Source organism: Streptomyces sp. NPDC030245 (assembly GCF_055572995.1).
Genome location: NZ_JBVICF010000011.1, coordinates 63278 through 90135, shown reverse-complemented (window position 1 = coordinate 90135; position 26858 = coordinate 63278). Strand labels below are relative to the sequence as shown.

41 protein-coding genes are annotated in these 26858 nt (G+C 71.6%); 6 read left to right on the top strand and 35 right to left on the bottom strand.

Annotation, left to right across the window (positions count from 1 at the left end; genetic code table 11):
* Nucleotides 1-163: 163 nt before the first annotated feature.
* The 34 genes from ACZ4Z4_RS27630 to ACZ4Z4_RS27465 form a co-directional block, all read right to left on the bottom strand.
* Nucleotides 164-877, bottom strand: coding sequence for a hypothetical protein (locus ACZ4Z4_RS27630; RefSeq protein ID WP_468332852.1), 714 nt, complete (start codon nt 875-877; stop codon nt 164-166).
* A gap of 95 nt (nt 878-972) precedes the next feature.
* Nucleotides 973-1386: a hypothetical protein gene (locus ACZ4Z4_RS27625; protein ID WP_468332849.1), complete on the bottom strand. Its 414-nt coding sequence runs from the start codon at nt 1384-1386 to the stop codon at nt 973-975.
* A gap of 2 nt (nt 1387-1388) precedes the next feature.
* Nucleotides 1389-1604, bottom strand: a complete 216-nt coding sequence (locus ACZ4Z4_RS27620) for a hypothetical protein (protein WP_468332846.1) — start codon at nt 1602-1604, stop codon at nt 1389-1391.
* Nucleotides 1601-2062, bottom strand: coding sequence for a hypothetical protein (locus ACZ4Z4_RS27615; protein WP_468332843.1), 462 nt, complete (start codon nt 2060-2062; stop codon nt 1601-1603). Before ACZ4Z4_RS27615 ends, ACZ4Z4_RS27620 begins: the two co-directional genes overlap by 4 nt.
* Complete coding sequence (locus ACZ4Z4_RS27610; RefSeq protein ID WP_468332840.1) at nt 2059-2343, bottom strand: hypothetical protein; 285 nt, start codon at nt 2341-2343, stop codon at nt 2059-2061. Before ACZ4Z4_RS27610 ends, ACZ4Z4_RS27615 begins: the two co-directional genes overlap by 4 nt.
* A 12-nt stretch (nt 2344-2355) precedes the next feature.
* The gene (locus tag ACZ4Z4_RS27605; protein WP_468332837.1) at nt 2356-2976 is read right to left on the bottom strand and encodes a hypothetical protein; all 621 of its coding nucleotides are present in this window, start codon (nt 2974-2976) and stop codon (nt 2356-2358) included.
* A complete protein-coding gene (locus ACZ4Z4_RS27600; protein WP_468332834.1) occupies nt 2973-3380 on the bottom strand; it encodes a hypothetical protein in 408 nt (135 codons plus the stop codon). Before ACZ4Z4_RS27600 ends, ACZ4Z4_RS27605 begins: the two co-directional genes overlap by 4 nt.
* Entirely contained in the window at nt 3377-3775 is a 399-nt protein-coding gene (locus ACZ4Z4_RS27595) for a hypothetical protein (protein WP_468332831.1), read from the bottom strand. Before ACZ4Z4_RS27595 ends, ACZ4Z4_RS27600 begins: the two co-directional genes overlap by 4 nt.
* An 88-nt stretch (nt 3776-3863) precedes the next feature.
* Nucleotides 3864-4496 carry a hypothetical protein gene (locus ACZ4Z4_RS27590; RefSeq protein WP_468332828.1) on the bottom strand — a complete coding sequence of 211 codons (633 nt, stop codon included), beginning with the start codon at nt 4494-4496 and terminating at the stop codon, nt 3864-3866.
* A 78-nt stretch (nt 4497-4574) separates the two neighbouring features.
* Nucleotides 4575-5189 (bottom strand): hypothetical protein, encoded by a 615-nt coding sequence (locus tag ACZ4Z4_RS27585; RefSeq protein ID WP_468332826.1) that lies wholly within the window; start codon nt 5187-5189, stop codon nt 4575-4577.
* A gap of 77 nt (nt 5190-5266) precedes the next feature.
* Entirely contained in the window at nt 5267-5848 is a 582-nt protein-coding gene (locus ACZ4Z4_RS27580; RefSeq protein ID WP_468332823.1) for a hypothetical protein, read from the bottom strand.
* A 2-nt stretch (nt 5849-5850) separates the two neighbouring features.
* Nucleotides 5851-6183 carry a hypothetical protein gene (locus tag ACZ4Z4_RS27575; protein ID WP_468332820.1) on the bottom strand — a complete coding sequence of 111 codons (333 nt, stop codon included), beginning with the start codon at nt 6181-6183 and terminating at the stop codon, nt 5851-5853.
* 108 nt (nt 6184-6291) lie between these two features.
* Complete coding sequence (locus tag ACZ4Z4_RS27570; RefSeq protein ID WP_468332817.1) at nt 6292-6537, bottom strand: hypothetical protein; 246 nt, start codon at nt 6535-6537, stop codon at nt 6292-6294.
* Nucleotides 6534-7340 carry a hypothetical protein gene (locus ACZ4Z4_RS27565; protein ID WP_468332814.1) on the bottom strand — a complete coding sequence of 269 codons (807 nt, stop codon included), beginning with the start codon at nt 7338-7340 and terminating at the stop codon, nt 6534-6536. Before ACZ4Z4_RS27565 ends, ACZ4Z4_RS27570 begins: the two co-directional genes overlap by 4 nt.
* An 83-nt stretch (nt 7341-7423) precedes the next feature.
* Entirely contained in the window at nt 7424-7861 is a 438-nt protein-coding gene (locus ACZ4Z4_RS27560) for a hypothetical protein (protein ID WP_468332811.1), read from the bottom strand.
* Between the two features lie 20 nt (nt 7862-7881).
* Nucleotides 7882-8157 (bottom strand): hypothetical protein, encoded by a 276-nt coding sequence (locus ACZ4Z4_RS27555; RefSeq protein ID WP_468332808.1) that lies wholly within the window; start codon nt 8155-8157, stop codon nt 7882-7884.
* Entirely contained in the window at nt 8154-8477 is a 324-nt protein-coding gene (locus ACZ4Z4_RS27550) for a WhiB family transcriptional regulator (protein ID WP_468332805.1), read from the bottom strand. Before ACZ4Z4_RS27550 ends, ACZ4Z4_RS27555 begins: the two co-directional genes overlap by 4 nt.
* Nucleotides 8477-8923, bottom strand: a complete 447-nt coding sequence (locus ACZ4Z4_RS27545) for a hypothetical protein (RefSeq protein ID WP_468332802.1) — start codon at nt 8921-8923, stop codon at nt 8477-8479. Before ACZ4Z4_RS27545 ends, ACZ4Z4_RS27550 begins: the two co-directional genes overlap by 1 nt.
* On the bottom strand, nt 8920-9546 hold the full coding sequence (locus tag ACZ4Z4_RS27540) for a hypothetical protein (RefSeq protein ID WP_468332799.1): 627 nt from the start codon (nt 9544-9546) through the stop codon (nt 8920-8922). The genes ACZ4Z4_RS27545 and ACZ4Z4_RS27540 overlap by 4 nt, the downstream gene beginning before the upstream one ends.
* Nucleotides 9543-10349: an adenine nucleotide alpha hydrolase family protein gene (locus tag ACZ4Z4_RS27535; RefSeq protein WP_468332796.1), complete on the bottom strand. Its 807-nt coding sequence runs from the start codon at nt 10347-10349 to the stop codon at nt 9543-9545. The genes ACZ4Z4_RS27540 and ACZ4Z4_RS27535 overlap by 4 nt, the downstream gene beginning before the upstream one ends.
* Complete coding sequence (locus tag ACZ4Z4_RS27530) at nt 10346-10606, bottom strand: hypothetical protein (protein WP_468332793.1); 261 nt, start codon at nt 10604-10606, stop codon at nt 10346-10348. Before ACZ4Z4_RS27530 ends, ACZ4Z4_RS27535 begins: the two co-directional genes overlap by 4 nt.
* Nucleotides 10603-10911: a hypothetical protein gene (locus ACZ4Z4_RS27525; RefSeq protein WP_468332790.1), complete on the bottom strand. Its 309-nt coding sequence runs from the start codon at nt 10909-10911 to the stop codon at nt 10603-10605. Before ACZ4Z4_RS27525 ends, ACZ4Z4_RS27530 begins: the two co-directional genes overlap by 4 nt.
* Complete coding sequence (locus tag ACZ4Z4_RS27520) at nt 10911-11642, bottom strand: exonuclease domain-containing protein (protein ID WP_468332788.1); 732 nt, start codon at nt 11640-11642, stop codon at nt 10911-10913. The genes ACZ4Z4_RS27525 and ACZ4Z4_RS27520 overlap by 1 nt, the downstream gene beginning before the upstream one ends.
* Nucleotides 11639-12781, bottom strand: coding sequence for a recombination directionality factor (locus ACZ4Z4_RS27515; RefSeq protein ID WP_468332785.1), 1143 nt, complete (start codon nt 12779-12781; stop codon nt 11639-11641). The genes ACZ4Z4_RS27520 and ACZ4Z4_RS27515 overlap by 4 nt, the downstream gene beginning before the upstream one ends.
* 1 nt (nt 12782) lies before the next feature.
* Nucleotides 12783-13727 carry a hypothetical protein gene (locus tag ACZ4Z4_RS27510; RefSeq protein WP_468332782.1) on the bottom strand — a complete coding sequence of 315 codons (945 nt, stop codon included), beginning with the start codon at nt 13725-13727 and terminating at the stop codon, nt 12783-12785.
* Nucleotides 13724-13984, bottom strand: a complete 261-nt coding sequence (locus ACZ4Z4_RS27505) for a hypothetical protein (protein WP_468332779.1) — start codon at nt 13982-13984, stop codon at nt 13724-13726. Before ACZ4Z4_RS27505 ends, ACZ4Z4_RS27510 begins: the two co-directional genes overlap by 4 nt.
* On the bottom strand, nt 13981-14223 hold the full coding sequence (locus ACZ4Z4_RS27500; protein ID WP_468332777.1) for a hypothetical protein: 243 nt from the start codon (nt 14221-14223) through the stop codon (nt 13981-13983). The genes ACZ4Z4_RS27505 and ACZ4Z4_RS27500 overlap by 4 nt, the downstream gene beginning before the upstream one ends.
* Complete coding sequence (locus ACZ4Z4_RS27495; protein ID WP_468332774.1) at nt 14220-14459, bottom strand: hypothetical protein; 240 nt, start codon at nt 14457-14459, stop codon at nt 14220-14222. The genes ACZ4Z4_RS27500 and ACZ4Z4_RS27495 overlap by 4 nt, the downstream gene beginning before the upstream one ends.
* The gene (locus ACZ4Z4_RS27490; RefSeq protein ID WP_468332771.1) at nt 14452-15060 is read right to left on the bottom strand and encodes a hypothetical protein; all 609 of its coding nucleotides are present in this window, start codon (nt 15058-15060) and stop codon (nt 14452-14454) included. The genes ACZ4Z4_RS27495 and ACZ4Z4_RS27490 overlap by 8 nt, the downstream gene beginning before the upstream one ends.
* Nucleotides 15057-15428: a hypothetical protein gene (locus ACZ4Z4_RS27485; RefSeq protein ID WP_468332768.1), complete on the bottom strand. Its 372-nt coding sequence runs from the start codon at nt 15426-15428 to the stop codon at nt 15057-15059. The genes ACZ4Z4_RS27490 and ACZ4Z4_RS27485 overlap by 4 nt, the downstream gene beginning before the upstream one ends.
* Nucleotides 15425-16318 (bottom strand): hypothetical protein, encoded by an 894-nt coding sequence (locus ACZ4Z4_RS27480; protein ID WP_468332765.1) that lies wholly within the window; start codon nt 16316-16318, stop codon nt 15425-15427. The genes ACZ4Z4_RS27485 and ACZ4Z4_RS27480 overlap by 4 nt, the downstream gene beginning before the upstream one ends.
* Nucleotides 16315-16722, bottom strand: coding sequence for a DUF6197 family protein (locus ACZ4Z4_RS27475; RefSeq protein ID WP_468332762.1), 408 nt, complete (start codon nt 16720-16722; stop codon nt 16315-16317). Before ACZ4Z4_RS27475 ends, ACZ4Z4_RS27480 begins: the two co-directional genes overlap by 4 nt.
* A 139-nt stretch (nt 16723-16861) precedes the next feature.
* Nucleotides 16862-17188 (bottom strand): hypothetical protein, encoded by a 327-nt coding sequence (locus ACZ4Z4_RS27470; protein ID WP_468332760.1) that lies wholly within the window; start codon nt 17186-17188, stop codon nt 16862-16864.
* 1 nt (nt 17189) lies between these two features.
* Nucleotides 17190-17441, bottom strand: a complete 252-nt coding sequence (locus ACZ4Z4_RS27465) for a helix-turn-helix domain-containing protein (protein WP_468332757.1) — start codon at nt 17439-17441, stop codon at nt 17190-17192.
* Between the two features lie 175 nt (nt 17442-17616).
* Here ACZ4Z4_RS27465 and ACZ4Z4_RS27460 point away from each other — a divergent pair, with 175 nt between their 5' ends.
* The 5 genes from ACZ4Z4_RS27460 to ACZ4Z4_RS27440 all read left to right on the top strand — a co-directional run bounded on the left by ACZ4Z4_RS27460 (nt 17617) and on the right by ACZ4Z4_RS27440 (nt 21368).
* The gene (locus tag ACZ4Z4_RS27460; RefSeq protein WP_468332754.1) at nt 17617-18072 is read left to right on the top strand and encodes a hypothetical protein; all 456 of its coding nucleotides are present in this window, start codon (nt 17617-17619) and stop codon (nt 18070-18072) included.
* A 149-nt stretch (nt 18073-18221) separates the two neighbouring features.
* The gene (locus ACZ4Z4_RS27455) at nt 18222-18416 is read left to right on the top strand and encodes a hypothetical protein (RefSeq protein WP_468332750.1); all 195 of its coding nucleotides are present in this window, start codon (nt 18222-18224) and stop codon (nt 18414-18416) included.
* Nucleotides 18417-18492: 76 nt separating this feature from the next.
* On the top strand, nt 18493-19872 hold the full coding sequence (locus tag ACZ4Z4_RS27450; protein WP_468332747.1) for a tyrosine-type recombinase/integrase: 1380 nt from the start codon (nt 18493-18495) through the stop codon (nt 19870-19872).
* Nucleotides 19869-20006 (top strand): hypothetical protein, encoded by a 138-nt coding sequence (locus ACZ4Z4_RS27445; RefSeq protein WP_468332744.1) that lies wholly within the window; start codon nt 19869-19871, stop codon nt 20004-20006. The genes ACZ4Z4_RS27450 and ACZ4Z4_RS27445 overlap by 4 nt, the downstream gene beginning before the upstream one ends.
* Before the next feature lie 324 nt (nt 20007-20330).
* Nucleotides 20331-21368, top strand: coding sequence for a hypothetical protein (locus tag ACZ4Z4_RS27440; RefSeq protein WP_468332741.1), 1038 nt, complete (start codon nt 20331-20333; stop codon nt 21366-21368).
* Nucleotides 21369-21450: 82 nt separating this feature from the next.
* Here ACZ4Z4_RS27440 and ACZ4Z4_RS27435 read toward each other — a convergent pair whose 3' ends face one another.
* Entirely contained in the window at nt 21451-24705 is a 3255-nt protein-coding gene (locus ACZ4Z4_RS27435; protein WP_468332738.1) for a hypothetical protein, read from the bottom strand.
* Nucleotides 24706-24818: 113 nt separating this feature from the next.
* Here ACZ4Z4_RS27435 and ACZ4Z4_RS27430 point away from each other — a divergent pair, with 113 nt between their 5' ends.
* Complete coding sequence (locus ACZ4Z4_RS27430; RefSeq protein ID WP_468332735.1) at nt 24819-26840, top strand: thioredoxin domain-containing protein; 2022 nt, start codon at nt 24819-24821, stop codon at nt 26838-26840.
* Nucleotides 26841-26858 lie beyond the last annotated feature (18 nt).

Below are 26858 nucleotides of genomic sequence, written 5' to 3'. Positions count from 1 at the left end.
AAAGAGCGAGGAGGAACCAGGGGCTCGCAGGCCACTGCTGGACTTCGCCATCGAAGGGGCCGCCCTGAAAGCGAGCTTCGTCTGTGGGCATGGGTGTCCTAACTGTCCAGGCCCCGCGCCTACACACCAAGGTATGGCACGGTGCTGACACTGTTCCCCTCGCTCACGCCGCGACGACCCCGCCCTCCGTCCACACGCGCCCACATCCCGTGCAGTGCGCGAGCGGCTGCCGGCCTTCGCCGCCGTGGACGTCGATCGCACCGCCGCAATCACAGCGTCGTTCGAGGGTGCGGCGCTGCGCGGCGATATCCAGGGCCCGCTCCACCCGCCCGGCCGCGCCCTCCGCGACCATGCCGATGCGCCGTTCCTCCCGCTCCGGCAGCGCCGTAAACGGGCCCGGGGCGCGGGTGATGCGGGCGAGGAGCCACAGCGCGGCGTACGGCGCCGTACGGCGGCCGGTGTACCGCCACCTTCGCGGGTCGAGCGCGTCCGCCCGCGCGAGGACGTCGCGGCGGGCCCGGTCGGCGGCCGGCCACCCGCGGGGCGCGTAGCCCATCGGGGAACGCTGGACGATGGCGGCGGTCTGGTCGGCGGTCTCGACGAGGCCGGCTTCGACGGCGCGCATGGTGTCGAGGATGTGCAGGCGTACGGGGGCGGGGCGTTCGCCGATCTGGTCGGAGGAACGTTCCAGCGAGCGGAGGTGGGCGGCCTGGTGGCGGTCGTACTCCAGCTGGTCGGCGTCGGCTTGGTCGAGGGCGGCGAGGTAGCCGCGGAGGCCGAGCCCGAAGGCGCCGTGCTGCGCGGGGGCGCCGGCGGCTTCTCGGAGGTCGGCCCAGTGCAGCGCGATGGTGCGGAGGTGGGTGGCGGTGGTGGTCATCGTGGGTGCTCCTGTGGTGCGTGGGGCGGTACGGTGATCAGCACCAGGGGGCGTGCCGGGTCTGGGGAGACAAGCGGCGCGCCCCTGCTGTGTGTTCAGGTGAGGATGACGACGCCCCAGCAGGTCAGGGTGATCAGCCAGAGCGCAAGGTTCGCGGTCACGTACCAGCGGGGGACGGTGACGGTGTTGGCCATGGTCAGTGCCTTCTCGTCGGCGGCCCGTACGGCGACTGCCAGGGGGGGCCGGTCCGGGCGGCGTGCGGGCTTCCCGTCGCTCTCGACGAGCCCGGCCTCGTGCAGCGTCTGGAAGGCTCGGCCGACCTGCTCCAGGAGCGGGCGGGAGGCCTCCGCGTACGCGTGCATGAGCGCGGTCATCGCGGCTTGGACTTCGCGGATGCGTTCGGTGATGCGGGCGATCTCCGGCCCGTCGTAGATCACGATGTTCGTGATGCCGTGCAGGGGCTGCCATTCACCGTTGTCGTCGAGGAGCTCGACACGAGTGGGCTCCATGGTCACTGCTCCTTCGGCGGGTTGAGGGCTTCGTCCCACACGTAGTCGCAGCGGCCGCATTCGCGTTCGAGGCGTTCGCCCTTGTCCGATGGCCCGTAGGTGGCGAGGTCGTTCGAGCCGTGCTCTCCGGCTGCTCGATGCCGGGTGGCGGCTCCGACATGGGCGCACTTGATACAGGTGGGGTTGTTGCCGCTGTAGGGCGGCAGGGGCTCGGTCATCGGTTCCTCGCAATCTCGCAGCGACCGACCTCGGTATGCATCTCGGAGCACTCGGGCCCGCAGCGCTGCATCAACTCGGCAGCGTGGGCGGTGATGTGCTGGTACTTCTCGTCGGTGGTGTGGCCGTCCCACCGCGCGCGCGGGTCGGTGGGCTCGACGCGCTCGATGTCCTTGAAGAGGCCGGCGTCCCTCGGCGCGATGTGCCAGGAGCACTGTCGGCCGCCGATCTTCAGGTAGGCGATCCACCAGCCGGGCTCGTCGAGGTCGAGGGCGGGAGTGATGACGGCGTCGGTGGTCATGGCGGCGAGGAGGGCGACGAGGTGGGCGCGCTCGCGGTACGCGGCGTCGCGTTCCCGCTCGGTGTCTTCGATCTGCATCAGGGCGGCGGCGTACTTCCGCACGGCGTGCTCCATACGTGCGGCCCCGAGGTCGCCAGATGGCTGCTGCTCCATGGTCATGCCTCCGTGGCGGGCTGCTCGGTGACGGTGGTGATCCGTTCCATCAGCCGGTGCTCCCAACTCGGCTGCGCTTCGCGGCGGCTAGCGAGCTGCCGGAGCGCCTCAGGCTTGTCCTCCCACGTGGCCGTGCGGCTGGTGCCGCGCTCCCACGGGGCGCCGGGGTGGGGGCGGGACTCGATGAAGTAGACGGTCCCGGGGGTTGCAGGGGCGGTACGGAGGTGCGGGAGGGGGTTGGTCTTCCGCATGCCGATTGCTCGGGCGCGGCGCTGGTTCTGGTCCATGCGTTCTCCAGGTCAGTTGGTGGGCGGGAGGATGGCGTTGTGCAGCTCGGCGAGACGTGCGTCCCACCAGCGGGCGAGGGGTGCGCCGAGGGGCGGGGGTCCGGCTTTCACCCACTGCTCGTACAGGGCGATGACGCGCTGCACGGTGGCATCGGACATGCGGGCGAGCGTGGCGGTGATCCGGGTGCCGGGCTGGATGACGGCGAGTGCGGCGTCCGCGTCGCCGCCGTACGTGATGCGGTCGTCGGGGTGGGCGTGGGCCCACGGGCGGCCTGGATTGTTGTGCTCGTAAATGGCGGCGGCGATCAGTTCGCGGGCGCTGCTCGGGGGCTCGGTCGCTCCCGGGCTGGGCTCGTCGAGGGCGGAGCGGAGTTCGGTGGCAGCGCTGCCGTACGCGCGCAGGATGGCCCACCGCGAGGCGAGGGCGCGGGCCCGCTCGATCGCAGTCTCGGCCGTGACTGCTCTGCCGATCGCGATGCCGACGCGCTCACGGCACGATGCCCACCGGTCCCGCAGATGTGTGATCCGGTCTTCCAGCTCACGGGCGCGCTGCTCGGCGGCAGCCGCTCGGGCGTACAGAGCGTCGAGTTCGTCGTCGGTGATCGTGTCGGCGGTGTGCCTGCGCTCGGTCATGCGGTCTGGCCCTTCCTCGTGCAGTGCGTGACCTCGTGCTGGGCGCCGCGGGATTCCCACGAGGCCAGGCAGCACACCGCGTCGAGCGCGGCCCACCCGCGGGCGATGCCTTCGACCAGCTCGGGTACGAGGCGGCAGTCGGCGCCGTGGTCGCCGCCCTCGGACATCTGCCAGAGCAGGCAGCACGGGACGGGCCGGGCCAGCATCTCGGCGCGCTGCGCCATCACCCGCTCGCGGCGCGCGAGGACGGCTTCCCGGCGCGCGCACCACGCGAGCACAGCGGCCACGTACACCACGGGGACGGCCCACAGGGGCGTGCGGGTGGTGGCGAGGTAGGCGGCGGTGCCGCTGCTGAGGGTGGCGCCGGCGGTGAGGGCGCGGGCGCGGCGGAGGTAGTGGGTCATGGCTGGCTCCCGTTGATGGCGCGGGCGACGGCGAGGGCCTCGGTCGGGATCGCGATATGGCCGTCGTCGTGTGCCCGCGTGGTCTGCTCCAGCCAGTCGGCGAGGGCGAGGCCGACGGTGGGGCCCATGGCGGCGGCGTACTCGGCGTGCTGGGTGGCCATGTAGGTCGGCCGGTGCTGGCTGCCGCCTCGGTGCAGGAGCGGCCAGCCGGTGCGCTCGCCGCGGCCGTTGGTGATGTAGTCGCCGTAGAGGAGGCTGTGGTTGGGGCTCTGGAACTCCGTGTGCTCGACGTTCCAGTGGGCGGTGGGCGTTCCGTCGGTGGTGGTGCTGGCGGCGGTGGCGAGTTCGCGCAACTTTTGGGCGGCCTGGTGGAGTTCTTCGACGGCGGTCTTCATCGGGTTCTCCAGGGTGGGAGGTAGAGCCAGTGGGCGAGGGGGAGGCCAGCGGTCGTCATGACGAGGACGACGAAGGCGACGACGAGGATCACGGCTGCTGCTCCTCGTCGTCGGTCTCGACGAGGGTGGATGTCTCGTCCCACCGCACGATGCGGAAGCGGCCGTTGGGCAGGCGCCTGGTGCGGCAGGTCTCGCGGGTGGTCCGCGCCCCGTCGAGCGTCTTCCGGCCGAAGCTGATGCCGATCCACTGGTCGCCGTCGTGGGCCTCGGTGACGTAGGTCGTGACGGAGGGCCAGGGCTCGGCCTGCTGCGCCTCGTCGGCCATGCGGCGAAGACGGTCAGCGACGGCTCGGGCTCCAGCGGCGGCCTTCTGGCCTGCGTCGTCGTACAGGCGGGAGGCTTCGTTCATCGCGATGTCGGCGGCGTCGCGGTACGCGGTGCGCCGGATCTCGGTGGTGCCGCGCAGCTCGAACTCGGCGGCCTGGTCGGCGGGCTGCTGCTCGGCGTCCGCGATCGCCAACAGGTCCGTGACGGCGAACTCCTCCGCGTCCTTCGGGTTGTCCACCTCGTCGAGGAGGCCCCAGCGGCGGAGTACGTCGCCGTAACGGCGGCGCCTGGCTCGGGCGGCGAGGCGGGCCTTGAACTTCTCGATGGCCTGGCGGTCTCCGTCGGTGAGCGGGTAGTTCGGGTTGTTTCCGCAGGCGGGGCCGGTGGGCTTCATGGTCGTCTCCGGGGTGGTCGTGGTGGACTGGCCGAGGCCGGCCGCCGCAGGTTCGGGCCGCGGCGGCCGGCGCCTTGCTCAGACGTGGCGGAACGTGATCTCGGCGAGCTGCTCACGGGCGTCGGCGACGGTGGTACGCCCGTTCGCGAGGTCATAGATCAGGCCGACCGCGTGGTACTCGCCGCTGTCGGTGGCGTCGCGCAGCTTCGAAGCGATCTCGCTGATCAGGTCGAACACCGCGGCGTCCGAGTCGGCCGGTTCGCCGTCGTCCTCGCGCTCGACTCCGGCCTCGTTGATGGCGTCGCCGATGCCCTCGACGAGATCGGTGCGCATGTCGTCGGGCATGCCGGGCTCGAACGCGAAGAGCACGCGGGCGATCGGGCGCCCGGCGTTCAGGGTGATCTCGTGCTCGGTGGAGGGTTCCAGGCCGTCGGCGCCGAGGCGGACGGCCCACTCACCCACAGGCGCCGCGGGGATCATCAGCTCGTGGATCTGGCGAGCTGCCTCGGTCAGACCGTCGTGGCCCAGGAGGTCGCCCCAGGTGGTCGTATCGCCGTCGGCGTGCAGGTGCGGGACGTAGGAGCCCCGGAGGGAGGTAGCGATCTCCTCGACGGTCGGCAGGTGAACCAGTGCGGAGAGGGCGAGCCCGGCTTCGGTGCGGAGGTCGTCGTCGGTGTACGGCTTCTGGGTCATGGTCATCTCCGGGTGGGGTGTGGTGTGCTGGGTGGTGCGCCCGCCCGTGGCTCCAACACGGGCGGGCGTCCTGCTGCTCACGCGTCCGGCGCCAGGCCCCGCGCGTACGCCTCCAGGTGCTCCGCCGCGCGCAGGACCCCGTCAGCGGTGCGCCGCCCAGCGTCCTCGTACACGGAGCTGTGGAGGCCGCGGGTCAGCGCGGCGAGCTCGCGGGCGTGCTTGGCGAGGAGCTCGGCGGCGTAGCGCTGCGCATCGTGGTCGCGGTGGCCGGCCTCCCCGTAGATCTCGGTGAGGTGGTGGAGCGCCGGGTCCTCGTCGGTCTGCTCGGCCCGCGGTGTGGTGAGGGGTTCCCACCGGTTGATGACGACCGGGCGTTCCTCGACCTCGACGGCCTCGACGGTGTCGCCCCACCAGCCGTGATCGGTCGGGCCGCCGTCGCCGACCTCGAAGTCCCCGACGTCAAGGCGGCCTTCGTACTCGACGGCGTACGTCCGGCCGTCATCCGGCGCAGCGAAGATCACGCGGCGCTGCGCCGTGTACTTCAGCGTGGTCACGAACTCGTCGGCGAGGAGGACGTCGCTGTACTCGACGTCGCGGGGGCTGTCGGGCGGGATGCCGAGGGTGGCGAGCTGCTCACGGGTGAAGTGGCGGACAGTCATGGTCATTCCCCTTCAGGCCGCTTGGAGATGGGCGCGCAGCCGTGCGCGATCAGGGCGTAGCCGAACCGTTCGGCGTTCCCGCCGAGCGAGATCTCGTTGGCGACGGTCATCGAGTTCCGTGTCCAGTCGGCCATCGAGGCGACGGCAGTGGCGGCACCGCTCGCGTCGTCTACGGAGGTGAACAGGCCGAGTGCGCGGCCCTCGTGGTGGGCGAGGACCCATCGGTATTCGAGCGACGGCTCGGCGGGCAGCTCGTAGAGACGCAGGCCGGGGACGGGTTCTGTGGCCTCGACGGTGGTGAGGCCGTCCGAGGTAGTGATTTCGACGGTGGGCATGTGCTGCTCCTGGTGGTGTCGGGTCGGGCGGGTGGTCATGGGTGGTGGTTTCCGTTGTGGTCGCGTTGGGTTGGTCGCGCGTGGCTGGCTCTAACCGGATGCGCGCGCTCAGGCGGCTTCGGTGTCGTTCTGGTCGGCGATGAGGCGGAGGTGTCGGCGTTCGGCGTCTCGGCTGTCCTCGTCCCAGGCCCAGGTGTCGAGGGCGGCGAGGAGGTCGGCGCGGTGTTGGGCTTGCTGGATGGGGGTCCAGGTGGGTGCGGGGCGTGTGTGGCCGTCTGCGACGCGTGAGGGGGTCGCGTGTCCGAAGGTGCCGGTGGGGATCTGTTCGGCGTCCAGGCGCTCTTGTGGGTTCACGAGGCGGTCCTCTCGGCGCGGGCCTGGCATCGGGTGTGGATGGTGCGGCCGGGGCGTTTGGGGTCGGGTGCGATGGGGCGGCGGCATTCGGTGCACCGCGTCAGTTCGTCGTGTCCCTGGTGATCGTTTTGGGGCTCGGGGGCGCCCACTACCTGAGGTTGGAAACCGACCTCGGCCCGCTCTTGGGGAGAGACATGGGTACTCCCTGGGTTATTCGGGGGGCGGTCCCCCGAACCATTCGGGGGGCGGTCCCCCGAACTCCAACGGGGGGCGGTCCCCCGAACTTCGTTCTCTGTACCGGCGGTAGGTTCCGGGGGCGGTCCCCCGAACTTCGCGTCATCGGGTTCAGGGGACCGCCCCCCGAACTTCTCGCCCTCCTTCTCCGCCCACGGAGCGGCTTTCCGGGCGGGCCGATCGCGCTTCGTCGCATCGAGGTGGGCGACCGCCGCAGACCACTCCGGACGGGGGGACAGGACAAGGCAGTACAGCGTCGACTTGCCCCTGCGCCGCTCGCCGACGATGCCCACGACCCCGGCCTTCTCGGCGGCATCGAGGTAGCGGCGGGTGTCCTTCTCGTCCGCGCCGGCGGCCTTGGCGATGTCCTGGATCCGGATGGCCTTGCGGTCACCGTGGAAGCGGAGCTCGCCGCTGGCGTTGGCCATGGCGCGCAGGGCGTAGAGCACGGTGAGGAAGCCGCGCCGCAGGGTCGTGGGCATCTCGCGTGACCACTTCCAGGCGAGGGCGTTGCCGTACGCGTGCGGCACGCTGCCGCTCGCGCGGGTCTCCTGCTCCTCAGTGCTCAACTCGTTCTTCTCTCGGTACGTTGCGGAAGCGATACGGCAAGATCCGGCTCCGGGACGGCCGGTGAGACCGCCCCGAAGCGCGGTCACCTCACGTACTCGGCGCGGCGGCGGTCCTCGACCGCACGCTTGTGGGCCTTCAGCTCGGCCTCGGTGGGCTTCGACGCAGCGAGGAGCTCCAGCTCGGCGTCCGGGTGGAGGGAGCCCTTGCCGACCTCGTCGAACGTGCCGTCGATCTGACGGCCGCGGTACATCGCGCGGCGGGCCTCGATCAGGGCCTTGGCGTCCTCGTCGCTGCGGGCGACCTCGCAGCCGGTGACGCGGACCTTGACCTGGGGGTCCTTGTCTTCACCCTCGGCATGGCCGGTGTAGCTCTTGGAGGTGAGCTCGACGATGGCGTAGACGACCATGCCGGGCTTCTCGAAGAGGCCGCGTCGCTGGTCGCGGGTCATGGTCGCTTCGATCGCTGCGGCGGCCGGGTCGAGCTTGACCTCGGGGACTTCGGCGGGGCTGAGCTTGGGCATGTGCTGTTCCTTCCGGCTGTCTACTTGCGGCGGTTCTGGGTGAGGGAGCGGTGGAGGGCGGCGTACTGGCGCCGTGCCTGCTCGCGGACCTCCGGTACCGGGCAGGAGTCGCGGCGGTGGCGCTGTGCGCGGATGACGAGCTGCTCGGTCTCGGCGTAGCCGACGGAGTCCTCTGCGTGGCCGCAGGGGCAGGTGAAGTCGGCGGCGGCGAGGGACTTGGCCTTGGCGTTGTCGAGGCGGACGCGGATGCCGTAGCCGGGGTGTGGGTTGCCGATCGTCGGACCGAGCCCGTTCATGCCGCGGCCTTGCGCTGTGCGGCGCGGGCGCGGGCCTCCCGGCGCCGGATGCTGCGCCGCTGCCGCTCGGTGAGGCCGCCCCAGACTCCGTACTCCTCGCGGGTGGTGAGGGCCCATTCCCTGCACTGAATGAGGACGGGGCAGTGCGCGCAGATCGCGAGTGCGGCCCGGACCGCGGCGCGGTGACGCTCGGGGGCGAAGAACAGGGGCTGATCGTCTTTGTGTTCGGGGCGCCCGCACTGTCCGGCGTCCTGCCACCGCTGCTTGGAGTCGGCGGTGTCGGGGGTGGCGCGCTGGTAGGTGGCGTGGCGGACGGCCATCACTGGCTCACCTCCCCGAAGATCGCCGCGAAGGTGGCGTTGGTGCGCTCGCGGATGATTCGGTCCTCGGTGTGGGCCGGGGCGACGCAGCCGTCCCGGTCACAGGTAGGCGTGACCCTGCCCTCGGGCTCGCGCCTGTACTGGAGGCGGAACGCGACCCGGTATGCGGTGTGCAGCCGCTTCCCGTGTCGAAGGACCGGGCAGCCGCTGTCGGGCTGTCGGGCGCCGGTCCAGATCCGGTGGCCACCGTCCACAGGTTGTGAGCGGAGCCAGAAGAGGTCTTCGACCGTGGCCGCTGGCTTCTTACCCGGGCGGACTGCTGGCAGGTTGAGGGCGGCTCGGGCCGGGGCGACGGTGTGCTGCCGGTCCACGCCGAGCTCGCGGGCGATGGCGATGTCTGACAGGCCGGCGTGGAGCAGCTCGGCGACGTCTGCGCGGATCTTCATCGGGCCACCGCCACGGTCTCGGTCGGCCAGTGCACGCCGTCCAGCGCGCGGCGGTGCGTCTTCGGCAGATCAGCGGCGGGGTAACCGAGCCAGTCCTGGCCCATCTCCTGAAGGACGTAGGCGTCGGCCTGGTCGTAGCGGGTGGTGCCGGTGCACTCGATGCCCCAGTGGGCGGCGACGGCGTCCCGGACGAGGCCCTTGACCTGCTTGGGGGTGAGCTTGCGCCCTTCCTCGTCCTTCCACCGGGCTTTGCCGGTGGCGTAGATGGTGCGGCTGTCGGGGTTGACGACGGCGAAGGGGATCGCGCGGCGGTAGAGGTCGCAGCGGATCATCCAGCGCAGGCCGGACAGCTCGTCGTGACCGACCTGCTTGGCCATGGAGAAGGCGGCGCCCTCGATGAGGACGAGGTCTGCGCGGCGGTAGAAGGAGGCGGCGGCCTCGGCGATGTAGACGAGGCGCTTCTCGCCGCGGAGGTCGCCGGTGCGGATGGTGTCGGTCCATCCGGGTCCGGCGATGCCGCTGGTGCCGAGGGCCATGTCGAGGCCGATGACGAGGGGCCGGGGCCCGGCCGCCGTGGTGGCGGCCGAGGCCTCGGTGTCGAAGAGAGTGGGGGCGGCGGTCACGTCATGCACCATCCGGAGTCACAGAGGCCATCGGCCTCGTCGAACATGGGCAGCAGATCCACGCCCTCCGGGATGGCCTCGGCCAGCGGGCGGGCAAAGCGCGTGAAGTACACGGGGTCCTTGCCGAGTGCTGCCCGACGCTCGATGAGGTCGGCTTCAAGCTGGCACGACTTGGCGAACAATGCGGGCTGCTCGCGGCGCAGGTTCTGCCAGTCCTCCGGACGCTTCATTGGGCAGAACCAGCACGCACATTTCGGCGGGACTGGCAGACCGGCACCGAGGATGATGCGCTGGCAGTCCGTGCGACGGAGTCCCAGTTCGAGCAGCGGAAACACCTTGCGCTGGTGCGGGATCGGCTTGCCGTCAGGCGCCCGATGAATCTCGTCCAGGCTGATCCCGATACCAATCACAGCCGGATCGGCAGGCGTAGCACCCCGCCTCTTCGTCTCGCGGGCCACGACTCGGATTTTGTGCTCATCCGTGCAGTTCCGGTTGCCGGGTGCGCCGTTGCTCATACGGACCGGGATGCCGATGCTCTTGGAGTCGGCCTGTTCGAGGCGCTGGAGGAGTGTCCGCTCCTTGCCGGTGGCCTGCATGTAGCGGCGCAGTTCCACGAGTTCCAGGCCGTGCTCTGTGGCGTATGGCATGGCGTAGTCACGGACGTAGGCGAGGGTGGCGGGCAATTCAGAGTCGTCACCGACGTTGGCGAACAGGAAGGTTCGGAAGTCGATCCGGCCTGTAGCGGCAAGGACGAGGAGAGCGGTGGACTGCTGACCGCCACCGAAACTGATGGCGCGGATCACTGGCCACCTCCGGTGACGTTCTGGCAGGTCCAGCAAGTGCGGCTGCCGTCGGTGTGGATGGCGTGGAACGTGGTGCGCTGCTCGGCCGGGCAGTGCGCCCAGTCGTTGGCCTCGACGTTGCCGTCCGCGATCGCCTCGGCGAGGGCCTCCTCGTCGAGCAGCTCGGCCGACTCGTCGGCCGGCGCGGGCAGAGCGCCGGGACGGTGGCGGCCGGTTCCGTGGAAGAAGCGCCGTACGGCAGTGAGAGTGCGGCTCATGCGCCACCTCCGCGGACCACGTCCGAGCGGCGCTTCTGCCAGTTCACGCCCGCCTCAACGGCCGAGCTCGTGAGGCCCAGGGCGTCGTCGAGGCGGGCCTGAAGACGAGCGATGTCCCGGTCCGTGCGGGCCTGGTCGGTCCGGTATCGGGCGCAGGCGCGTGTGAGCCGGTCAATGCGGTCGGCCATGGCGGCCTGGCTGCTCTCGGCGGCGGTGAGCCGCGTTTCGAGCTGGCGGTGGGCATCCATGAGGCGAACCAGGCGCGCAATGAGGGCGTTGATGATCTGGGTCTTGTGGCCCCACATCAGCGATCACCTGCCTGACGCTGCGCCGGGATGAGCGGCCACTCGACGCGCACGGTCGCGGCCTGGTGCTCCTTGCCGGGCGTGCGCCGGAAGTAGTCGGCGAGGCCCTCGGCCTGCTCGCGCGCCCAACGCACCTGGGCCTTGTGCAGGGCATCGAGGCCCGTGCCGCCGATCTCGGCGTATTGCTGAGCGATCCGCCAGGTGACCCGGCACGCGGCGAGGGCGTCGGCGTCCGCCGAGTGCGCGCCGTCGAGCCGGACCTTGTAGGTGCGGCAGAGGTCTTCGAGCTTTCGCCCACCGCGCCGGAACCGGTCGACCTTCTTGTCCAGAACGCGCGGGTCGACGACGCGGAGATCCTTGCCGACGATGTCGATGAGAGGCTGCACGCCGTGGCGGCAGGCCTCCCGGTCGAGGATCGTCAGGTCGAAGGACGCGTTCATCGCGATCACCGGGGTGCCGGCGAGGACGGCCTCGGCGAGTGCGGCCACCAGCTGCTCGACGACCTCGGCCGCGGGGCGTCCCTCGGCGCGGGCCTGCGCGGTGGTGATGCCGTGGACCTTGGCGGCCTCTTCGGGAATCTCGACGCCCGGGTCGGCGAGCCACTTGGCGGACTGCACCGGGGCTCCGCCGCCGCACTGGACGACGCAGGCGGTGACGATGCGGTCGGTCTCGACGTCGATGCCGGTGGTTTCCAGGTCGAAGCCGCACAGACGGCCGAGGTACCAGCTCATGCCTGGCCCCCCTTCAGGGAGGCGAGGAAGGCGCGGAGCCGGTCGGTGCTCGCGGTGCTCGGGTGCAGCCCGCCGTTGGCTTCGGCGAAGCGCTGCTCGACCTGGTCGGTGGTGAGGCCGTGGGGCCCGGCGGCGGCGATGACCTGGAACCACAGGCCCTCAACGTCGTCGTCCTCAACGACCTCAACGTCGTGGACCACCTCGTCCGGGGCGGACTCCACAGCAGGAGGCGGCCCGTCCTGGTGTGGCTCGTCCTTCCACCCCGACTCACCAGCCTCGTCCGAGACTTCCTCGGCCCGCAGTTCCTCGCCACGCGCCTTGAGTACGGCGGCGAGCGCGTCGTCCATGTGCTGGGAGTCGACTGCCTGCTTCCACAGCTTGGCGACGTCCTTGGCCGTGCTGGCGACGGCGGCGAGGGCGGCGTAGTCCGGGCGCCCGCCAGTGATGGCGACGCGCTCGGGCCCCTTGGCCACGGCCGCCGGGGCACCGGTGATCTGCCCCTCCATGAGCGCGGCCGGGGTGATCTCGACATCCAGGGTCGGCACCATGAAGCGGGCCGGGCCGTCGTCGCGCTGGACGAGCTTCTCCTCCACGCCGAGCCATCCGGCGACGTATCCGCCGGCCTGCGCCAGGAGTTCGGCGGCGGGCGGCAGCGTGACGGCCGCGTAGTAGCCCTTGGAGACGAGGAGCCACTGGCCGAGCGCGGGCACGTCGCGCAACATGACGTTGACGCGGGTGGTGATCGAGCACTCCCGGTTCTCCGGGTCGCAGAGGCAGGGCCGGTCCTTCTTGTGCTCGGTGACGCCGTCGCAGCGGCGCTGGCACTTCGATCCGGCGTACAGCTCGTACCACTGGGAGACGGCGTCGCGCGGGGGGATGAGGACGGGGAGCCGGTTGGTGGTGGAGTACACCTCGAACTCGGCCGGGCCACCGTTCGCCGGGGTCCACGGCTTGACCTCTCCGCCGTACAGGGCCGCGACCTGGGTGAGGATCTCGCGTGAGGGCGAGGTGAAGCGGAAGTGGTTCAGCTTGGCCGGGCGGGTGTAGGCCTTGCCCGCCTTGCTCGTACCGGCGACGACGTGGCCGAGGCGGATCTCGCCGAGCTGCCGCATGCGGCGCTGAAGATCGATGATGGGCATCTCAGGCGGCCCTCTCTTCGCTGGTCGTGGTGGGGAGGGTGAGGGCGGGGCGGATGACCTTCTTCGACAGGCCGGACGTCCACTCGGCGTTGGCCTTGACGGTGAGGAACGCGGCGTACACGGCGTCGTCGGCGACGGCCGGGATGAGCCGGTAGCCCTCGGGCCGCAGATGCAGGACGACGCCGGACCAGAACGTGCTGGGCATCGGGATCTTCGAGCCGTCCCGCAGCCACGCGACCCGCGCCTTGCGGTAGGCGGCCATCTGAAGTGAGGCCTCCGGGTACACGCCCTTGACGTCGAGCTCGCCGCCGGTCTTGGTGTCGCCCATGAACACGGAGTCGGCGGGCACGTCCGTCTCGAAATACGCGGCGAGCGCGGCCGCGATCAGCGGAGAGCGGAGCAGGTAGTCGAGGGTGCCCGCGTATCCCTCGTCCTCGTTGCCGACCACCATCTCGGACGCCTCGAACTCGACCTGCCACTCCGCGACGAAGCGGAGGAAGTGGTCGAGGAACGGCGCCATCTCCTCGTCATCGAGCAGCTCTTCGGGCATCGGTGTGCCCAGAACGTGGGCTTCGACGAGCTGGTGGACGGCGGTGCCGATGTCGGCGCGCTCGTCCTTCTTGCGGGTGTGGGCGCGGCGCAGCCAGTCGTATGCCTCGGCGCGCTCGACGGGGTGCCGTGAGCAGCCGACGAGGTAGGGCAGGTTGTTCATCGCCGTCTCGGCGGTGATGTTGCCTGCCCAGTGGGTGAGGGCGTCGCCCTTGGAGCAGCCCTGTTCGAGGATGGTGGTGACGCGGCGCAGCTTGGCGCCGGTGACCTTGTCGCGGTACCAGCCCTGGGAGGGCTTGGGGATGCGGTCGGCGCCGGTGGGTTCGGGGGCCGCGGCCTTACGGCGGCGGCCGGCGGCCGGGGCCGAAGCCCCGGCGCGCACGGTCGTGTTCGTCATCCGGCGTCACCGCCCTTCTGCGGCTTGACCCCGGCCACGTCCCACCACGCCTCGGCGTCGCGCTGCGGCATGCCGCTGTCTTCCTCGCCGTCGAGCGGGACGCCCATGGCGGTCGCGGCAGCGAGGGCGAGCGTCGCGTGGACCTGAGCCGCGGCGAGGACTTCGGCGGATCCCTCCTCGATGAGAAGCGCACCGCGGTCGGTCGTCATCGCCTTCAGAAGGCGCTCGGCCTCGGTGTAGTGCTCGGGGCCGGTCATGAGCGGCCGTCCTCTCCGGTGGTCGTGGGGTTCAAGGAGGCGAGAGCGTCGGCCCATGCGTGGTCGGCGGCCCAGGCGGCGCCGTACGCGGCCTCGTGGTGGGCGGCGATCTCGCGGGCAGCGTCGGGGCCTACCCGGATCTCCCCTCGCTCGATCTGGCCGAGGACCCGCTCGGTGTCGGCCGACTGGTGCGTGAGGCGCGCGTCCTGGCGTGCGCCCGTGGGGGTTTGGCGGGTCACAGGGCGCCTCCCATGTGGGGCGTGCTGGCGGGGAAGTAGATGCGGCGGCCGTCGTCGTCCATCGCCCAGAGGGCCCCGCGGGCGGCGAGCGCTCGCAGGTCCTTCCGGGCCGTGTTCCGGTGGCAACTCCACTCCGTGGTGGCCAGCAGCTGCTCGGCGCGGCCGGTCGAGATCGGGCCGGGCTCGCGCTGTATGGCGGCGAGGAGCCAGTCCCGGCGGTACTTCTGCTCAGGCATCGCGGTCCGCCTTCCGGGCGAGGAGGTAGTAGCGGCCGTCCTGCGGGCCGTGCACGGTGAGGTGGCCTCGGCGGTAGAGCTCGGCGAGGTCGTGCCGCGCGGTGCCGCGCTGCGCGGGGTGCCCCTGGCGGCGGCGCATGTCCTGCACGCGGGCCTTGTTCCAGCTGCCGCCGTGGGTGCGGATGGTGTCGAGAAGCTGCTCCAGGCGCCGCTCCCGTGCCGAGTCGCGCGGCGGCCCGGGGGCGAGCCAGCCGCCGACCTTGGCGCGCGCCTCCGCGTCGAAGAACAGCGCCACCGGAGTGCCGTCGGCAGCGACCGCGCCCACGATGAGGACCGGCGGGTCCTCCGGGTCGGGCTCCATCGCGGTGCCGAAGCGGTCCACGATCAGCGGGTCGTCGTCGGGAGTGGCCGTCGCCGCCGAAGCGGTGGCCTTCTCCCCGCACGCCGCGTACGCCGCCATCTCGTCGACCGCGTGCTCGGCCAGTACCCGGCGCAGTTCCTCGATGTCGCCGTGCTGCGCGATCACGCGAGTCACACCGACCAGTCCTCGCAGCATCGCGAGCTCGCCCGGGTAGTCCTCGTCCATGGGAATGGTGCTCACGCGGCACCTCGCTGACCCGGCACCGCACGCGGCGCCGTCAGCAGAGCGAGCCGATCCCGCAGCCGCGCGACCTGCTCCCCGTACACCGGGATCACCCCGTCGTCCGCAACCTCCGCCAGCAGCTCGGCGACCCGCTCGTCCCGCTCGTGCGCGGCGTGCGAGTCCGACCCCTGGTGCGCGGCCGACCGCGCCAACTCGCGGATGTTGCGCAGGTCGTCGAGGAGGCTCTCGCCGTCCTCGTCCGCCGCCTGCGCGAGGCCGAGGATCACGGCGGTGAGGTAGTGCGACACGTCGAGGCCGGCCCCGGTGGGGAGGGCGTCCACGTGGATCCGGAAGGGCCCGGTGACGGGCGTACGGTCGTCCGTCATCGCGCACCGCCCGTCTCGGAGGTCCGGGAGTCGCCGCCGTGCACGCGGACGACGTGGTCGTGGAGCTCTTCCTCGGCGGACCCGTCGGCCACGTGCCAGACGGAGGTGACCCAGCCGCACGTGTCGCACTTGCGGGAGACGTCGGCGCTGGACTCGTCGACGGGCCGGGCAGAGCCGCGCGGATTGAGCTCGGAGAACTCACCCGAGCAGTCCTCGGCCTCACAGGTGTACGGGTCAGCGCCGGGCTCGTCGCACCGGCACACGGCAGGCTTCTCGGCGTCGGGCGCGTCCTCGCGGAGGGCCTGCGTCGGCGCGAACAGCGCGGTCAACCGGTCCGCCGACTCCTCCTCCGACGGACCCGGCGCCGTGTTGTGCCCGTGCTGCGCCTCCGTGATCGCCCGCCACCGTCCGCACGTCGCCTCGATCTGCGCAAGTGCATCCTGACCGTCATGACCGACGATGGACGCGGTGAGTTCGGCAAGGAACTCCTCCAAGTCCTCGTCGTCCATCAGCTCGGCCCAAGGAATGGCGGGCGGGTACGTGGCGGACTGGCACCGCTGCGCGGACCGAGCCTCTAGCTCTGCGAGCCGGTCCCGGTTCACACGCAACTGCTCAGCCGCGTCCGAGAGCGCCTCGTTCGTCGAGTGCCGCTCCGCCTCCAACTCGGCAACCCGGTCGAGAGCCCGGCACAGAGCCGTCTGCATCGCAGGCAGACCGGCCTCCAGCTCGGCGACCCGATCCCGCAACTGCTCCAACTCGGCCGCGATCTCCGGCGACATCAGCATCTGCGCCGACTCCAGCGCCACCGCCCACCCAGTGGGCGTCGTACGACCGGCCCACTGCGCACGAGTGATCACTCCGGCAGCGGCATTCACGATGCTCGTCCTCATGCCGGCACCCCGCACGCGTCCGCAGCCGCCTCCAGCACCGCAACCGCCGACTCCGTCGTACGGCCCTCCACGTCGCCCCACTGCTCGACGTGCCACGACAGTGCGAGCGTGTCCTCCGCGTACGGGCCCTCCCCGGCCACGAGCAGCCGACGGGCCAGCACCCCCACCGCGGCGTACGCCAGCGGCGACGGCCGATGCGGGTCACCGCTCACCGCCGTGTGGCACGCGGCCACGATCGACATGGGCCGCTCGGAGTGCGGCGTCGTGAAACGACGGTTGAAGGGGTCGAGCACCAAGTCGCCCTGGTGCAGGCCGTTCACGGCGAGGATCCGGGCCGCGCGGCGCAGCACCTCTCGCGCGGTCTGCGGCGGGCGGGACGGGACAGTGATGCCGGTGACGAGCACCGAATGGTGATCTCCTCGCGGGAGATCAGTAGGCTGGATGGTCATCGGTGACCTCGATTTCTTGTGTGGTTGAGGCGCCGTAGTCGTGGGGTCGCCGGGCCTGGCAGTCGGGCGGCCCTTCGGCGCAGTTGGGGGTGGGTCAGGAGCCGTTCGCGGACGTCCTGGACACGGCGCGTCGGCGCATGCGTCGCCCGGTGCTGGGACGCGGCTTGCTGCGGCCATCGGGCTTGTCGCGCATCAGCGCCGTGATCTCCGCGAGGTCGGAGTCGCTGAACATGAGCTGTCCGGCGAGGCGGTGACAGGGCCATCCCTGCTTGTTCACCCCGTCGCGGAGCCACTTCTGGCCGCGCTTGTCCTTCTCGTCCTCGGTCGCGAGGTTGAGGCGGACGGTGGCCTGCTTGACGTTGTAGAAGTGCTCCAGGAGCGCGGCGGCTGTCTTCCTCGGGGGCGCCTTCGTGGCGGGCATGTCACTCCGTTCGTGGCGGGCCCTCGGCTGGAGCGAGGAGCCGCCGATCGGTCTCGGTGAGCTGTAGGGCGGTGCGTAGTCCCGCAAAGGTGGGGGGCCGCATGTCGCGCCGCTTCCCGGTTTCGAGCTGGCTGAGGTACGGCCGGCTGATCTGGGCGAGTGAGGCGCAGTCGTCCTGGGAGAGCCCGAGGGCCATGCGGCGCTTGCGGATTTCCGCCCCGTCCACCTGGAAGGTGGTGCGGGGTCTGTGCATGGGAAGACCGTAGCCCGCGAAAATAGAGATTTCTAGCGCTACCAATGGGTAACTTCTAATTATCTCTAGTTTCCTCTAGATCAACATGGCGAGAAGTGTGCGCGATGGCACCAGAAGTGGTCAGCTCGGTGGATGTTTCTAGCCGTAGCTAGAGGTAGCTGCCATGATTGGCGCCATGTCGACACCGAGCGATCGCGCCACCAGTCACCTGCGCAAACTCGCTGCGCTCGTGACTCAACGGCGCATCGCGCTGGGGATCCGGAACAAGGAGACGGCCGCGAAGCGCTGCCGCCTCGCGGCCATGACGTACCGCAAGGTGGAGGCCGGCGAGCAGGTCACCGACACGACCTACGGCAAGGTCGAGATCGGGTTCGGGATGCGCCCCGGCTCTTGCCGGGCAGTGCTCGACGGGGCCGACTCCATCACCTTGGACGACGGCACCGAGCTCATCGAGGGCGGGCAGATCACCCGCCCAGGCCCCACTGAGCTGGAGGCCCTGGTGAGGATGGCCATCACCAAGTCGGCGACGCTGACCCGCCCGGACATGCCCATCGGCGACGTCGAGGCCATGAATGAGGGGGCCGTCGAGGAGTTGAGGCGCGCTGGAGTCCTGCCCGCGAAGGCTGATTAGCGGTGATCGCCGTACAACCTTTTGTCGTGACTGGATCGTGACCTTCCGGCCTCAATGAAACGTCAACATCTCCTACGCGTACGGAGGTTCGGCATGTAACCCTGTTGGTCCACCTGGGGGGTTCTCCGCAAGTAGAACAAGGGGGACCTGTGGCAACGGTCATCACGTACGACCACCCCGGCTTCATCGGCCGGGTGCTCGAGGTCGCAGGCGAGATCGTTTGTGTCCTGACCCCAGCAGCGGCGACGGACCGGGACACCCAGCTCCTGGTTCGACGGCTCATGCAGGGCGAAGGCGTCGACTGCCGCACCTGCCTCGGCTGCGAAGTCGGCCGGGCCGAGTAAGGCGGTCGCTGGATAGCCGGCGGTAGGGGTGCCTGCCGGCCCATCCGCCCGACTGGCTTTTCACTGGGGGAGACCCGTGCCTTATGTCGAGGTGCGCGGAAACAGCATCCGCGTGAAGTGGTGGGGCGGCGAGTACAAGCTCGACGCCGAAGGCAACCCGACCAAGAAGAAGATCTACGACAGCGCTTCGGGGCCCGAACCCGGTGTGCCCTTCCAGGATGAGGAAGAGGCGTACGATTTCGGGCTCGACCGCGAGTACGAGGTGCGGCACGGCCGGTACATCCCGCGGGTATCAGCGCAGACCCTCATGGAGACGTACATCTGGCTATGGTTCGAGGCGGCGGAGCTGCGCCCCAACTCGCGTGACACGTACAAGTCCATGCTTAACGCCGTGATTGAGCCGTACTGGGGTAAGCGGCCGGTCGGTGATATCACGCCTCTGGAATACGACTTCTGGAAGAAGCGAATAGCGTCTCAGTACTCCGACAACTATTGCGACCAACTCCGGGGCCTTTTCCGATCGTTGATGAACGACGCGGTCCTGAAGTACAAGCTCCGCACGGAGTCGCCCATCGTCGAACAGCGCCGCCGCGGGCGGTACACAAAGAAGAAGTCACGCCGCACCGATAAGCCGGACCTGCCGATGACTTCTGTCCATCACGCGGCCCGGAACGCGTACCAGGTCTGGGGGTACACGGGGTGGGCGTACATCTGGACCATCGCGTTCACGGGCATGCGCCCGCCAGGCGAGATGTACGGGATGCAACGCGGATACTCGTCAGTGCACTGGCCCGCCTCAGACTCAGATCCAGCTCGCCGGCGGGCCGGGTTGAAGCGGTACAAGGGCATGCACGCACTGCGGGTGCAGCACCAGCTGTACCGCGTCGAGCGCGAACCGGTCCTTGCTGGGCCCAAGTACGAGAGCTACCGGACGTTGGTGATCCCCCCGTTCCTTCACGAGATGCACTGCGCCCTGCTCGCCTCGCACGACCAGCCGTTCGTGTTCCTGTCCAAGACGGGCTTGGACCTGTCCGGAGCGCAGTTTCAGCGGGACTACTGGCACCCCATCCGTGACGGCTGGGAGGCGCGAGAGGCGCAGAAGGGGTACGAGCGGTTCGCCCGTGAGGCGATGGCTCCGGTGCCCGACATGGCGGGGCAAGACATCTACCTCTATCGGCACTGGCACCGGGCCCTGCTCGATCAGCCTGGGGCCGGTATCCCGCGTGTGGCGAAGGAGGCTCGTATGGGGCACGAGCTGCCGGGCGTCGAGGGCGTCTACAGCCAGGTGACGCTCGACATGGAGAAGCGGGTCGTGCAGTACCTTCAGGAGGTGTGGGAGAAGTTCCAGGCGACGGGGCCGTGGATGCCGCCGTTTCCCAAACCTCTCCCAGTCGATCTACGGAACGGGGCTCCGTCCCTGTTCAGCGGCTATCGCGTCTTGGAAGAGTCTTCATGAAGTCGATGAACCGGCACATGCGGAAGGTCGACTTCAAGGAACCGGCGGAGAAGCCGTCGGAGCAGGAGCCGGTCGGCGCGGCGGCGGGCGACGACGCGGGTGCCGTCAAGCGGGAGTCCGAGGGCGGGAAGTAGCCGGTCGCCCCGTCGTGTCGGCGCGCGACGGGGCGGTGGGCCATACGCGCCGCCAGGCGGCTTCTCCAGTGGCGGGGCGCATGAAGCGTGCATAGAACGGAATACACGCTTCCGCGCGGGGCGAGGACGTCCCGCTGAAATGGAGAAGAGAACATGGCCGCTGAGTCATTCTCTGCCGCTGGGGATTCTTCCGGTACCGGCGAACCTCTGGTTTCGACGTCGGTTCACTGGGGCACCGCGCAGCTCGGCGCCCCACCGCGTGACCAGCCCGCCCCGTGGCCGCAGACGGCAGAGCCGAGAGCCGACCTGACCCCGGACCCGGCCGTGGACGGCGCCTTCGAGCTCGACGGCGTCGCCGTGCCCCCGAAGCCGCCCGCCGACGCCATCGTCGAGCCCCCCGCACAGGTGGTGCCGGAGACCGACGACGGCGCGGTGGCAGACCTCATACGCGTCGCCGTGGTGTCCAGGCCGCTCGACGACGTCGTCGACCTCGTCACCCGCCTGGAGCAGTCGCCGACCGGCATGCCGACCGCCGCCTCCGTGCTCCGCCTGGCGGCCGTGGCCCGGTCCGTCGACGACGTCACCCGGCTGGTGGAGCTGCTCGGCCCGCCCGAGCACCCCGCCGAACCGATGAACCAGGCCATCCGCCACGCCGCCGAGGAACGCCCCATTCCGGAAGTGAGCCGGCTCGTCCACCTGCTGTCCCGGCCCCCGCACGATCCGGACACCGGCGCGGAGGTGGTGCACGCCGCCGGTACGACCCGGTCCGTCGAGGAACTGATGCAGCTGATCGGCGACCTGAAGGACCACAGGAGCGCCGACGCCGAGGCCGACGCCGAGGCGGCCGCCGAAGCCGAGGCCGCCAAGACCGCGAGGCCCGCGGTCACCCCGACCGGTGAAGCCGCCCGGTCCTCGTCCGGCACGGCCCCCGGCGCGGCGCCGCTCGCCGCGCGGGACAACACACGCCTGGTGTGGCTGCGGCGCGCGGCCGGCGTACTCCTGCTGCTCTGCGCCGCCGCCCACGCCCCGCTGAACTGGTCGGACGCGCCGAGCCTCGGGCTCCCGGCCGCGATCGGCGTCTCCGCCCTCTGCGCGGCGGCGGGCGTGGCCCTGCTCCTGAGCGGCTCTCCGCTCGTGGCCGTGGCGAGCACCCTCGTGGCGGGCGGGCTGACCCTCGGGCACCTCGTGGACGACCGGGTCGACTCCACGACACTCGGCTACGTCCTGCGGCCGGACGGGGTGACCGCCCCCCTCCCGACCCTGTCGGCGACGGTCGCGACGCTGGCCTCGCTGCTGGTCGTGGCGCTCACCGTCGCAGCCCTGCGGGCCACCGCCGGGCGGTACCCGGCGCCGCGCCGCTAGCCGACGCGCGACAGGCACGAAGGAAGGCCCCGCATCAGCGGGGCCTTCCTGCGTGTGCGCCGACCCTCCCGCCGCGGCGGGCTCAGTCCGGCCGCGGCACGTCGACCCCCATCACCTCGCGCGCATGCCGGCTCGGCACCATCCCGAGCCGCCACGCCTGCCAGCCCGTCTCCAGCTCCGCGCCCCGCTCCAGGACCAGGCCGTACGCCTGGACGTACTCGGCGAGCTTGCCGTCCCGGGTCGGGTGGTCGGCCCGCGCCAGCTGACCGAGCTCCTCCTGGGCGACCGCCGTGCCGATCTCCCAGCCGCCCGGCGACGCGTACGGCAGCAGGGTGCAGCGCAGGAAGCGGGCCCAGTCGCCGCCGCGCCGGTCGCCGTAGGAGGCGAACAGCTCGATGGCCTCGTCGCACAGGGCGAGCGCCTGCTGGCTGCGGTTGTTGCCCGCGTCGACGACGACCAGCTCCAGACACGTCCAGGCCTCGCCGTGCGCGACACCGATGCGCTGGAAGTCGGCGCGGGCGTCGACCAGGAGCTGGCGGGCGAAGCCGGAGTTGCGCAGCGAACCCGTCTGGGCGGCCCGCTGGTCGCGGGTGACGCGCGCCGAGTGGTGCCGGGCGCACGCCAGGCCGTACACGTCCCGCATCCGGGAGAACATCGTGCGGGCCCGCTCCAGCTCCCGCACCGCCTGGTCCAGGCTGCCCGTCTCCTCCAGGGCCTGGCCGAGGTAGTACAGCGACCAGGCCTCGCCGCGCGCGTCGTCGTTGTCGCGGTGGCGCGACACCGCGTGGCGCAGCCCGTCGACGGCGGGGGACGGGTCGCCGTCCACCAGGCGGGCCCGCGCCAGCTGCGTGAGCGCCCACGCCTCGCCGCGCGCGTCCCGTGTGCGGCCGTACAGGTCGAGGGCGGTCCGCAGCTCGCCCTCCGCGCGCGGCACGTCACCCATGCGCAGGCGGAGCTGGCCGAGCTGGAAGTGCGTCCAGGCCTCGCCGTGCACGGAGCCGCTGTCGCGGTGCAGCGCGAGCGCCGTCCCCAGCATGCCGAGGGCGTGCGCCAGGTGGGCGCGGTCCCGCTCGACGGCGGCCAGCGCGTGCAGCGTCCAGGCGCGGTCGCCCGCCAGCTCGTCGGCGGCCTGGAGATCGAGCGCCTCGGTGAGGCGGGCCGCCGCCTCCGTCAGATTGCCCTGGTGGTGCAGGGTGATACCGAGCGAGCCGAGGGCGCGGGCGGCGGCCGCGTCCTGGTGGGCCTCGAAATAGAGGTCGACGACGGAGTTCAGCGTCGTGCGCGACTGGTCGAGCTCGCCGAGCTGGCGGGCCGCGATGCCCGTGCGCCACTGCACGCTGCGGCCGAGCAGGCCCCGGTCGATGGCCTGCGTCAGTTCGTTGATCTCGCCGAGGCGGTAGAGGTCGCCGCGGAGCAGGCAGTAGTCGCACAGCGCGCCGAGGAGGTTGAGCACGGCCCGCTGGTCGACGCCCTCCGCGTGCCGCAGGGCCGCCGTGATGAACGTCGACTCGTCGTCGAGCCAGCGCAGGGCCGCGTCGAGCGAGGCGAAACCGTGCTGCCCGAACTGGTGGGCGCGCGTGGACGTCTTGCCGTCGACCAGCCGGATCACCGTGTCGGCCAGCTCTCCATAGCTGACGATGAGGCGCTCCTGCGCGGCGCTGCGCTCGGCGGGCTCCTCCTCGTCGAGGAGGCGGGCGCGGGCGAAGGAGCGGACGAGGTCGTGGAGGCGGTACCGGCCGGCCGGGGCCTCGGCGCTCTCGTCGGGGCCGCCGCGGGGGCGGGGGCGGTCGAGCAGGCCCGCGCGGGACAGCGCGGTCAGCTGCCGGGCCGCCTCCTGCTCGTCCGTGCCGAGCAGCGCCGCCGCGGCGGCCGTGCCCAGCGAGGCGCGCCCGGCGAGCGCGAGGCGGCGCAGCAGCCGCCTGGCCGGTTCCGACTGGTCGGTGTAGCGCAGCCACAGGACGCGCTCGACGGGGGCGACCTTGTCGGCGGGCCCGTACGCCGACAGGTCGGCGGCCAGCTGACGCGGCGTACGCGGGCCGAGCGAGGAGCCCGCGGCGCGCAGGGCCAGCGGCAGCCCGCCGCACAACTCCCGCACCGCGTCCGCCGATTCGGCGTCGTAGGGCCCGGAGAGGTCCTCCGCGGCCTCGCGGAGCAGCTCTTCGGCGCCCGCCTCGTCCAGCGCGTCGACGGGCAGCCGGTGCACCCAGGCGGGCAGGTCCGCGGGGAGTTCGAGCGGCTCCCTGGCGGTGACCAGGACGAGGCTGTCCGAGCGCTCGGGGACCAGCGTGCGGACCTGCTCGGCGTCGCTCGCGTCGTCGAGGACGATCGTCACCGCGACGCCCGTCAGATACTGGTGGTAGAGCTCGCTGAGCCGTTTGAGCTGCTGTTCATGCGAGGACCGCTCCCGGAAGAGGAGTTGCTCCCGCGGGGCTCCCAGTCGGTTCAGCAGATGCATCAGGGCGTCCCGGGTGGACATCGGGGACTCCTGCGCGCTGTCGCCGCGCAGGTCCACCACGCAGGCGCCGCGGAACTGGTCCCGCAGGTCGTGCGCCGCCCGCACCGCGAGCGAGGTCCGGCCCGAGCCCGGCGCGCCGTGCAGCACGACGACCGTGGGCCGGGTGTCGGTGCTGGCGCGCGCCGCGTGCACCCACCGCGCGATCCGCCCCAGCTCGGCCCGCCGGCCCACGAAGGGTGCCGCGGTCTCCGGGAGTTGCGCGAAGGACTGCTGGAGGACGCTGCGCCGCCGGGCCGCCGCGCTCTTGTCCGTGCCGCGCAGCTGGGGCGCCGCCTTCTTCGCCGCGTGCGAGCCGGTCGAGGCGGCGAGGACCCGCTGCTGGTCGAGGAAGGGCCGGATGCCGCGCACCTCCAGCGCCGTCAGCCACTGCAACCGCAGCTGCTCGGGCCCGCCGGGCCTGCTGAGCTCCCCCGCGCGGCGGCTGGCCGCGGGGACGTGGGAGGCCGTCACCTTCACGACCGTCGCGGCCGCGCCCGCCACGGCGACGACGGCGCCGGTCCCGAGCGCCGTGCCGACGCTCGTGCCGAACGACAGGTCGGACACCCCCGCCGCGAGCGCCGCGACCACCGCCACCAGGAGCGGTGTTCCGGCGCCCTCCTTCGCGTACCGCTGCCCGAAGGTGAGCCGGCCCGCCTCCGCCTCGTCGAGCGCGCCGGTGTACGCGGCGTACTCCTCGGCGGCCGTCTGTGCCATGGCGTCCAGCGCGCCGCGCGCCCGCGAGAGCAGCACGCTCCCGTCGACGCGCCCGCCCGACCGCCGGACCTCCTCCTCCACGGCCCGTGCCAACAGCCGCTCGGCCTCGGCCCGATGGCTGTCCCGCATATGGGTTCCCCCTCCGAGAGCAACAGTTGCCTGCGGTCACAAGTGTCCTGCGTACGGGGCGCGGGCAACAGGGCGTCCGCGGATCGGGGCCCGGTGTGCGCGAGGATGGGGGCATGCCGAACCGACTGGCTCATGAGACGTCCCCCTACCTCCTTCAGCACGCCGACAACCCCGTCGACTGGTGGCCCTGGTCGGCCGAGGCCTTCGAGGAGGCGCGCGACCGCGGAGTGCCGGTGCTGCTGAGCGTGGGCTACAGCAGCTGCCACTGGTGCCACGTCATGGCCCACGAGTCCTTCGAGGACGCGGCGACCGCCGCGCTCATGAACGAGAAGTTCGTGAACATCAAGGTCGACCGCGAGGAGCGGCCCGACGTCGACGCCGTCTACATGGAGGCCGTGCAGGCCGCGACGGGGCAGGGCGGCTGGCCCATGACCGTCTTCCTCACCGCCGACGCCGAGCCCTTCTACTTCGGTACGTACTTCCCGCCGGAGCCGCGGCACGGCATGCCGTCGTTCGCGCAGGTCCTCGACGGTGTGCACCGGGCGTGGACGGACCGGCGCGGCGAGGTCGGCGAGGTCGCGGGGAAGATCGTGCGGGAGCTCGGGGAGCGGCAGCTCACCCACGGCTCGGGCGAGAAGCCGGGCGAGGACGAGCTCGCGCAGGCGCTGCTCGGGCTGACCCGGGATTACGACGCGACGCACGGCGGTTTCGGCGGCGCGCCGAAGTTCCCGCCGTCCATGGCGGTCGAGTTCCTGCTGCGGCACTACGCCCGCACCGGCGCGGAGGGCGCGCTTCAGATGGCCGCCGACACGTGCGAGCGGATGGCGCGCGGCGGCATCTACGACCAGCTCGGCGGCGGTTTCGCGCGCTACTCCGTCGACCGCGAGTGGGTCGTGCCGCACTTCGAGAAGATGCTGTACGACAACGCGCTGCTGTGCCGTGCCTACGCCCATCTGTGGCGGGCCACCGGCTCCGACCTCGCCCGCCGGGTCGCCCTGGAGACCGCGGACTTCATGGTCCGCGAACTCCGTACGAACGAAGGGGGTTTCGCCTCCGCGCTCGACGCGGACAGCGAGGACCCGGCGACGGGCGCGCACGTCGAGGGCGCGTACTACGTGTGGACTCCCGGGCAGCTGCGGGAGGTCCTGGGGGAGGACGACGCGGAGCTGGCGATGCGCTGCTTCGGCGTGACGGAGGAGGGCACGTTCGAGAAGGGCGCTTCGGTCCTCCAACATCCGGAGCTGGACGGGCCGGTGGCGGACGCCGCACGGCTGGCCTCCGTGCGGGAGCGGCTGCTCGCGGCGCGCGCCGAGCGGCCCGCGCCCGGCCGGGACGACAAGGTGGTCGCGGCCTGGAACGGCCTCGCGATCGCCGCCCTCGCGGAGGTCGGCGCGTACTTCGACCGGCCGGACCTGATCGCGGCCGCCGTCGGCGCGGGCGATCTGCTCGTACGTCTCCACATGGACCCGCGCGCACGGATCGCCCGCACCTCCAAGGACGGCCAAATGGGAGCCAACGCGGGTGTCCTGGAGGACTACGCGGACGTCGCCGAAGGGTTCCTCGCGCTGGCCGGGGTCACCGGTGAGGGGGTCTGGCTGGAGTTCGCCGGGTTCCTCCTCGACCACGTCCTCGCGCAGTTCGTGGACGCGGAGAGCGGCGCGCTGTACGACACGGCGGCGGACGCGGAGCGGCTCATCCGGCGCCCGCAGGACCCCACGGACAACGCGGCACCGTCCGGGTGGACGGCGGCCGCGGGCGCGCTCCTCTCCTACGCGGCCCACACCGGCGCCGAGCCGCACCGCACCGCGGCGGAGCGGGCGCTGGGCGTCGTCAAGGCGCTCGGCCCCCGCGTGCCGCGCTTCATCGGTCACGGTCTCGCGGTCGCGGAGGCGGCGCTGGACGGGCCGCGCGAGGTGGCCGTCGTCGGCGACGTCCTCGGCGACCTGCACCGCACGGCGCTGCTCGGCACCGCGCCGGGCGCCGTCGTCGCGGCCGGCCCGGCGGGCAGCACGGAACTCCCCCTGCTCGCCGACCGCCCCCTGGTCGACGGCCGCCCGGCGGCGTACGTCTGCCGGGGCTTCGTCTGCACGGCCCCGACGACGGACCCGGCGGAACTGGCGGGACTGCTCTCCTAGGGCTGTGCCGGGGGCCGG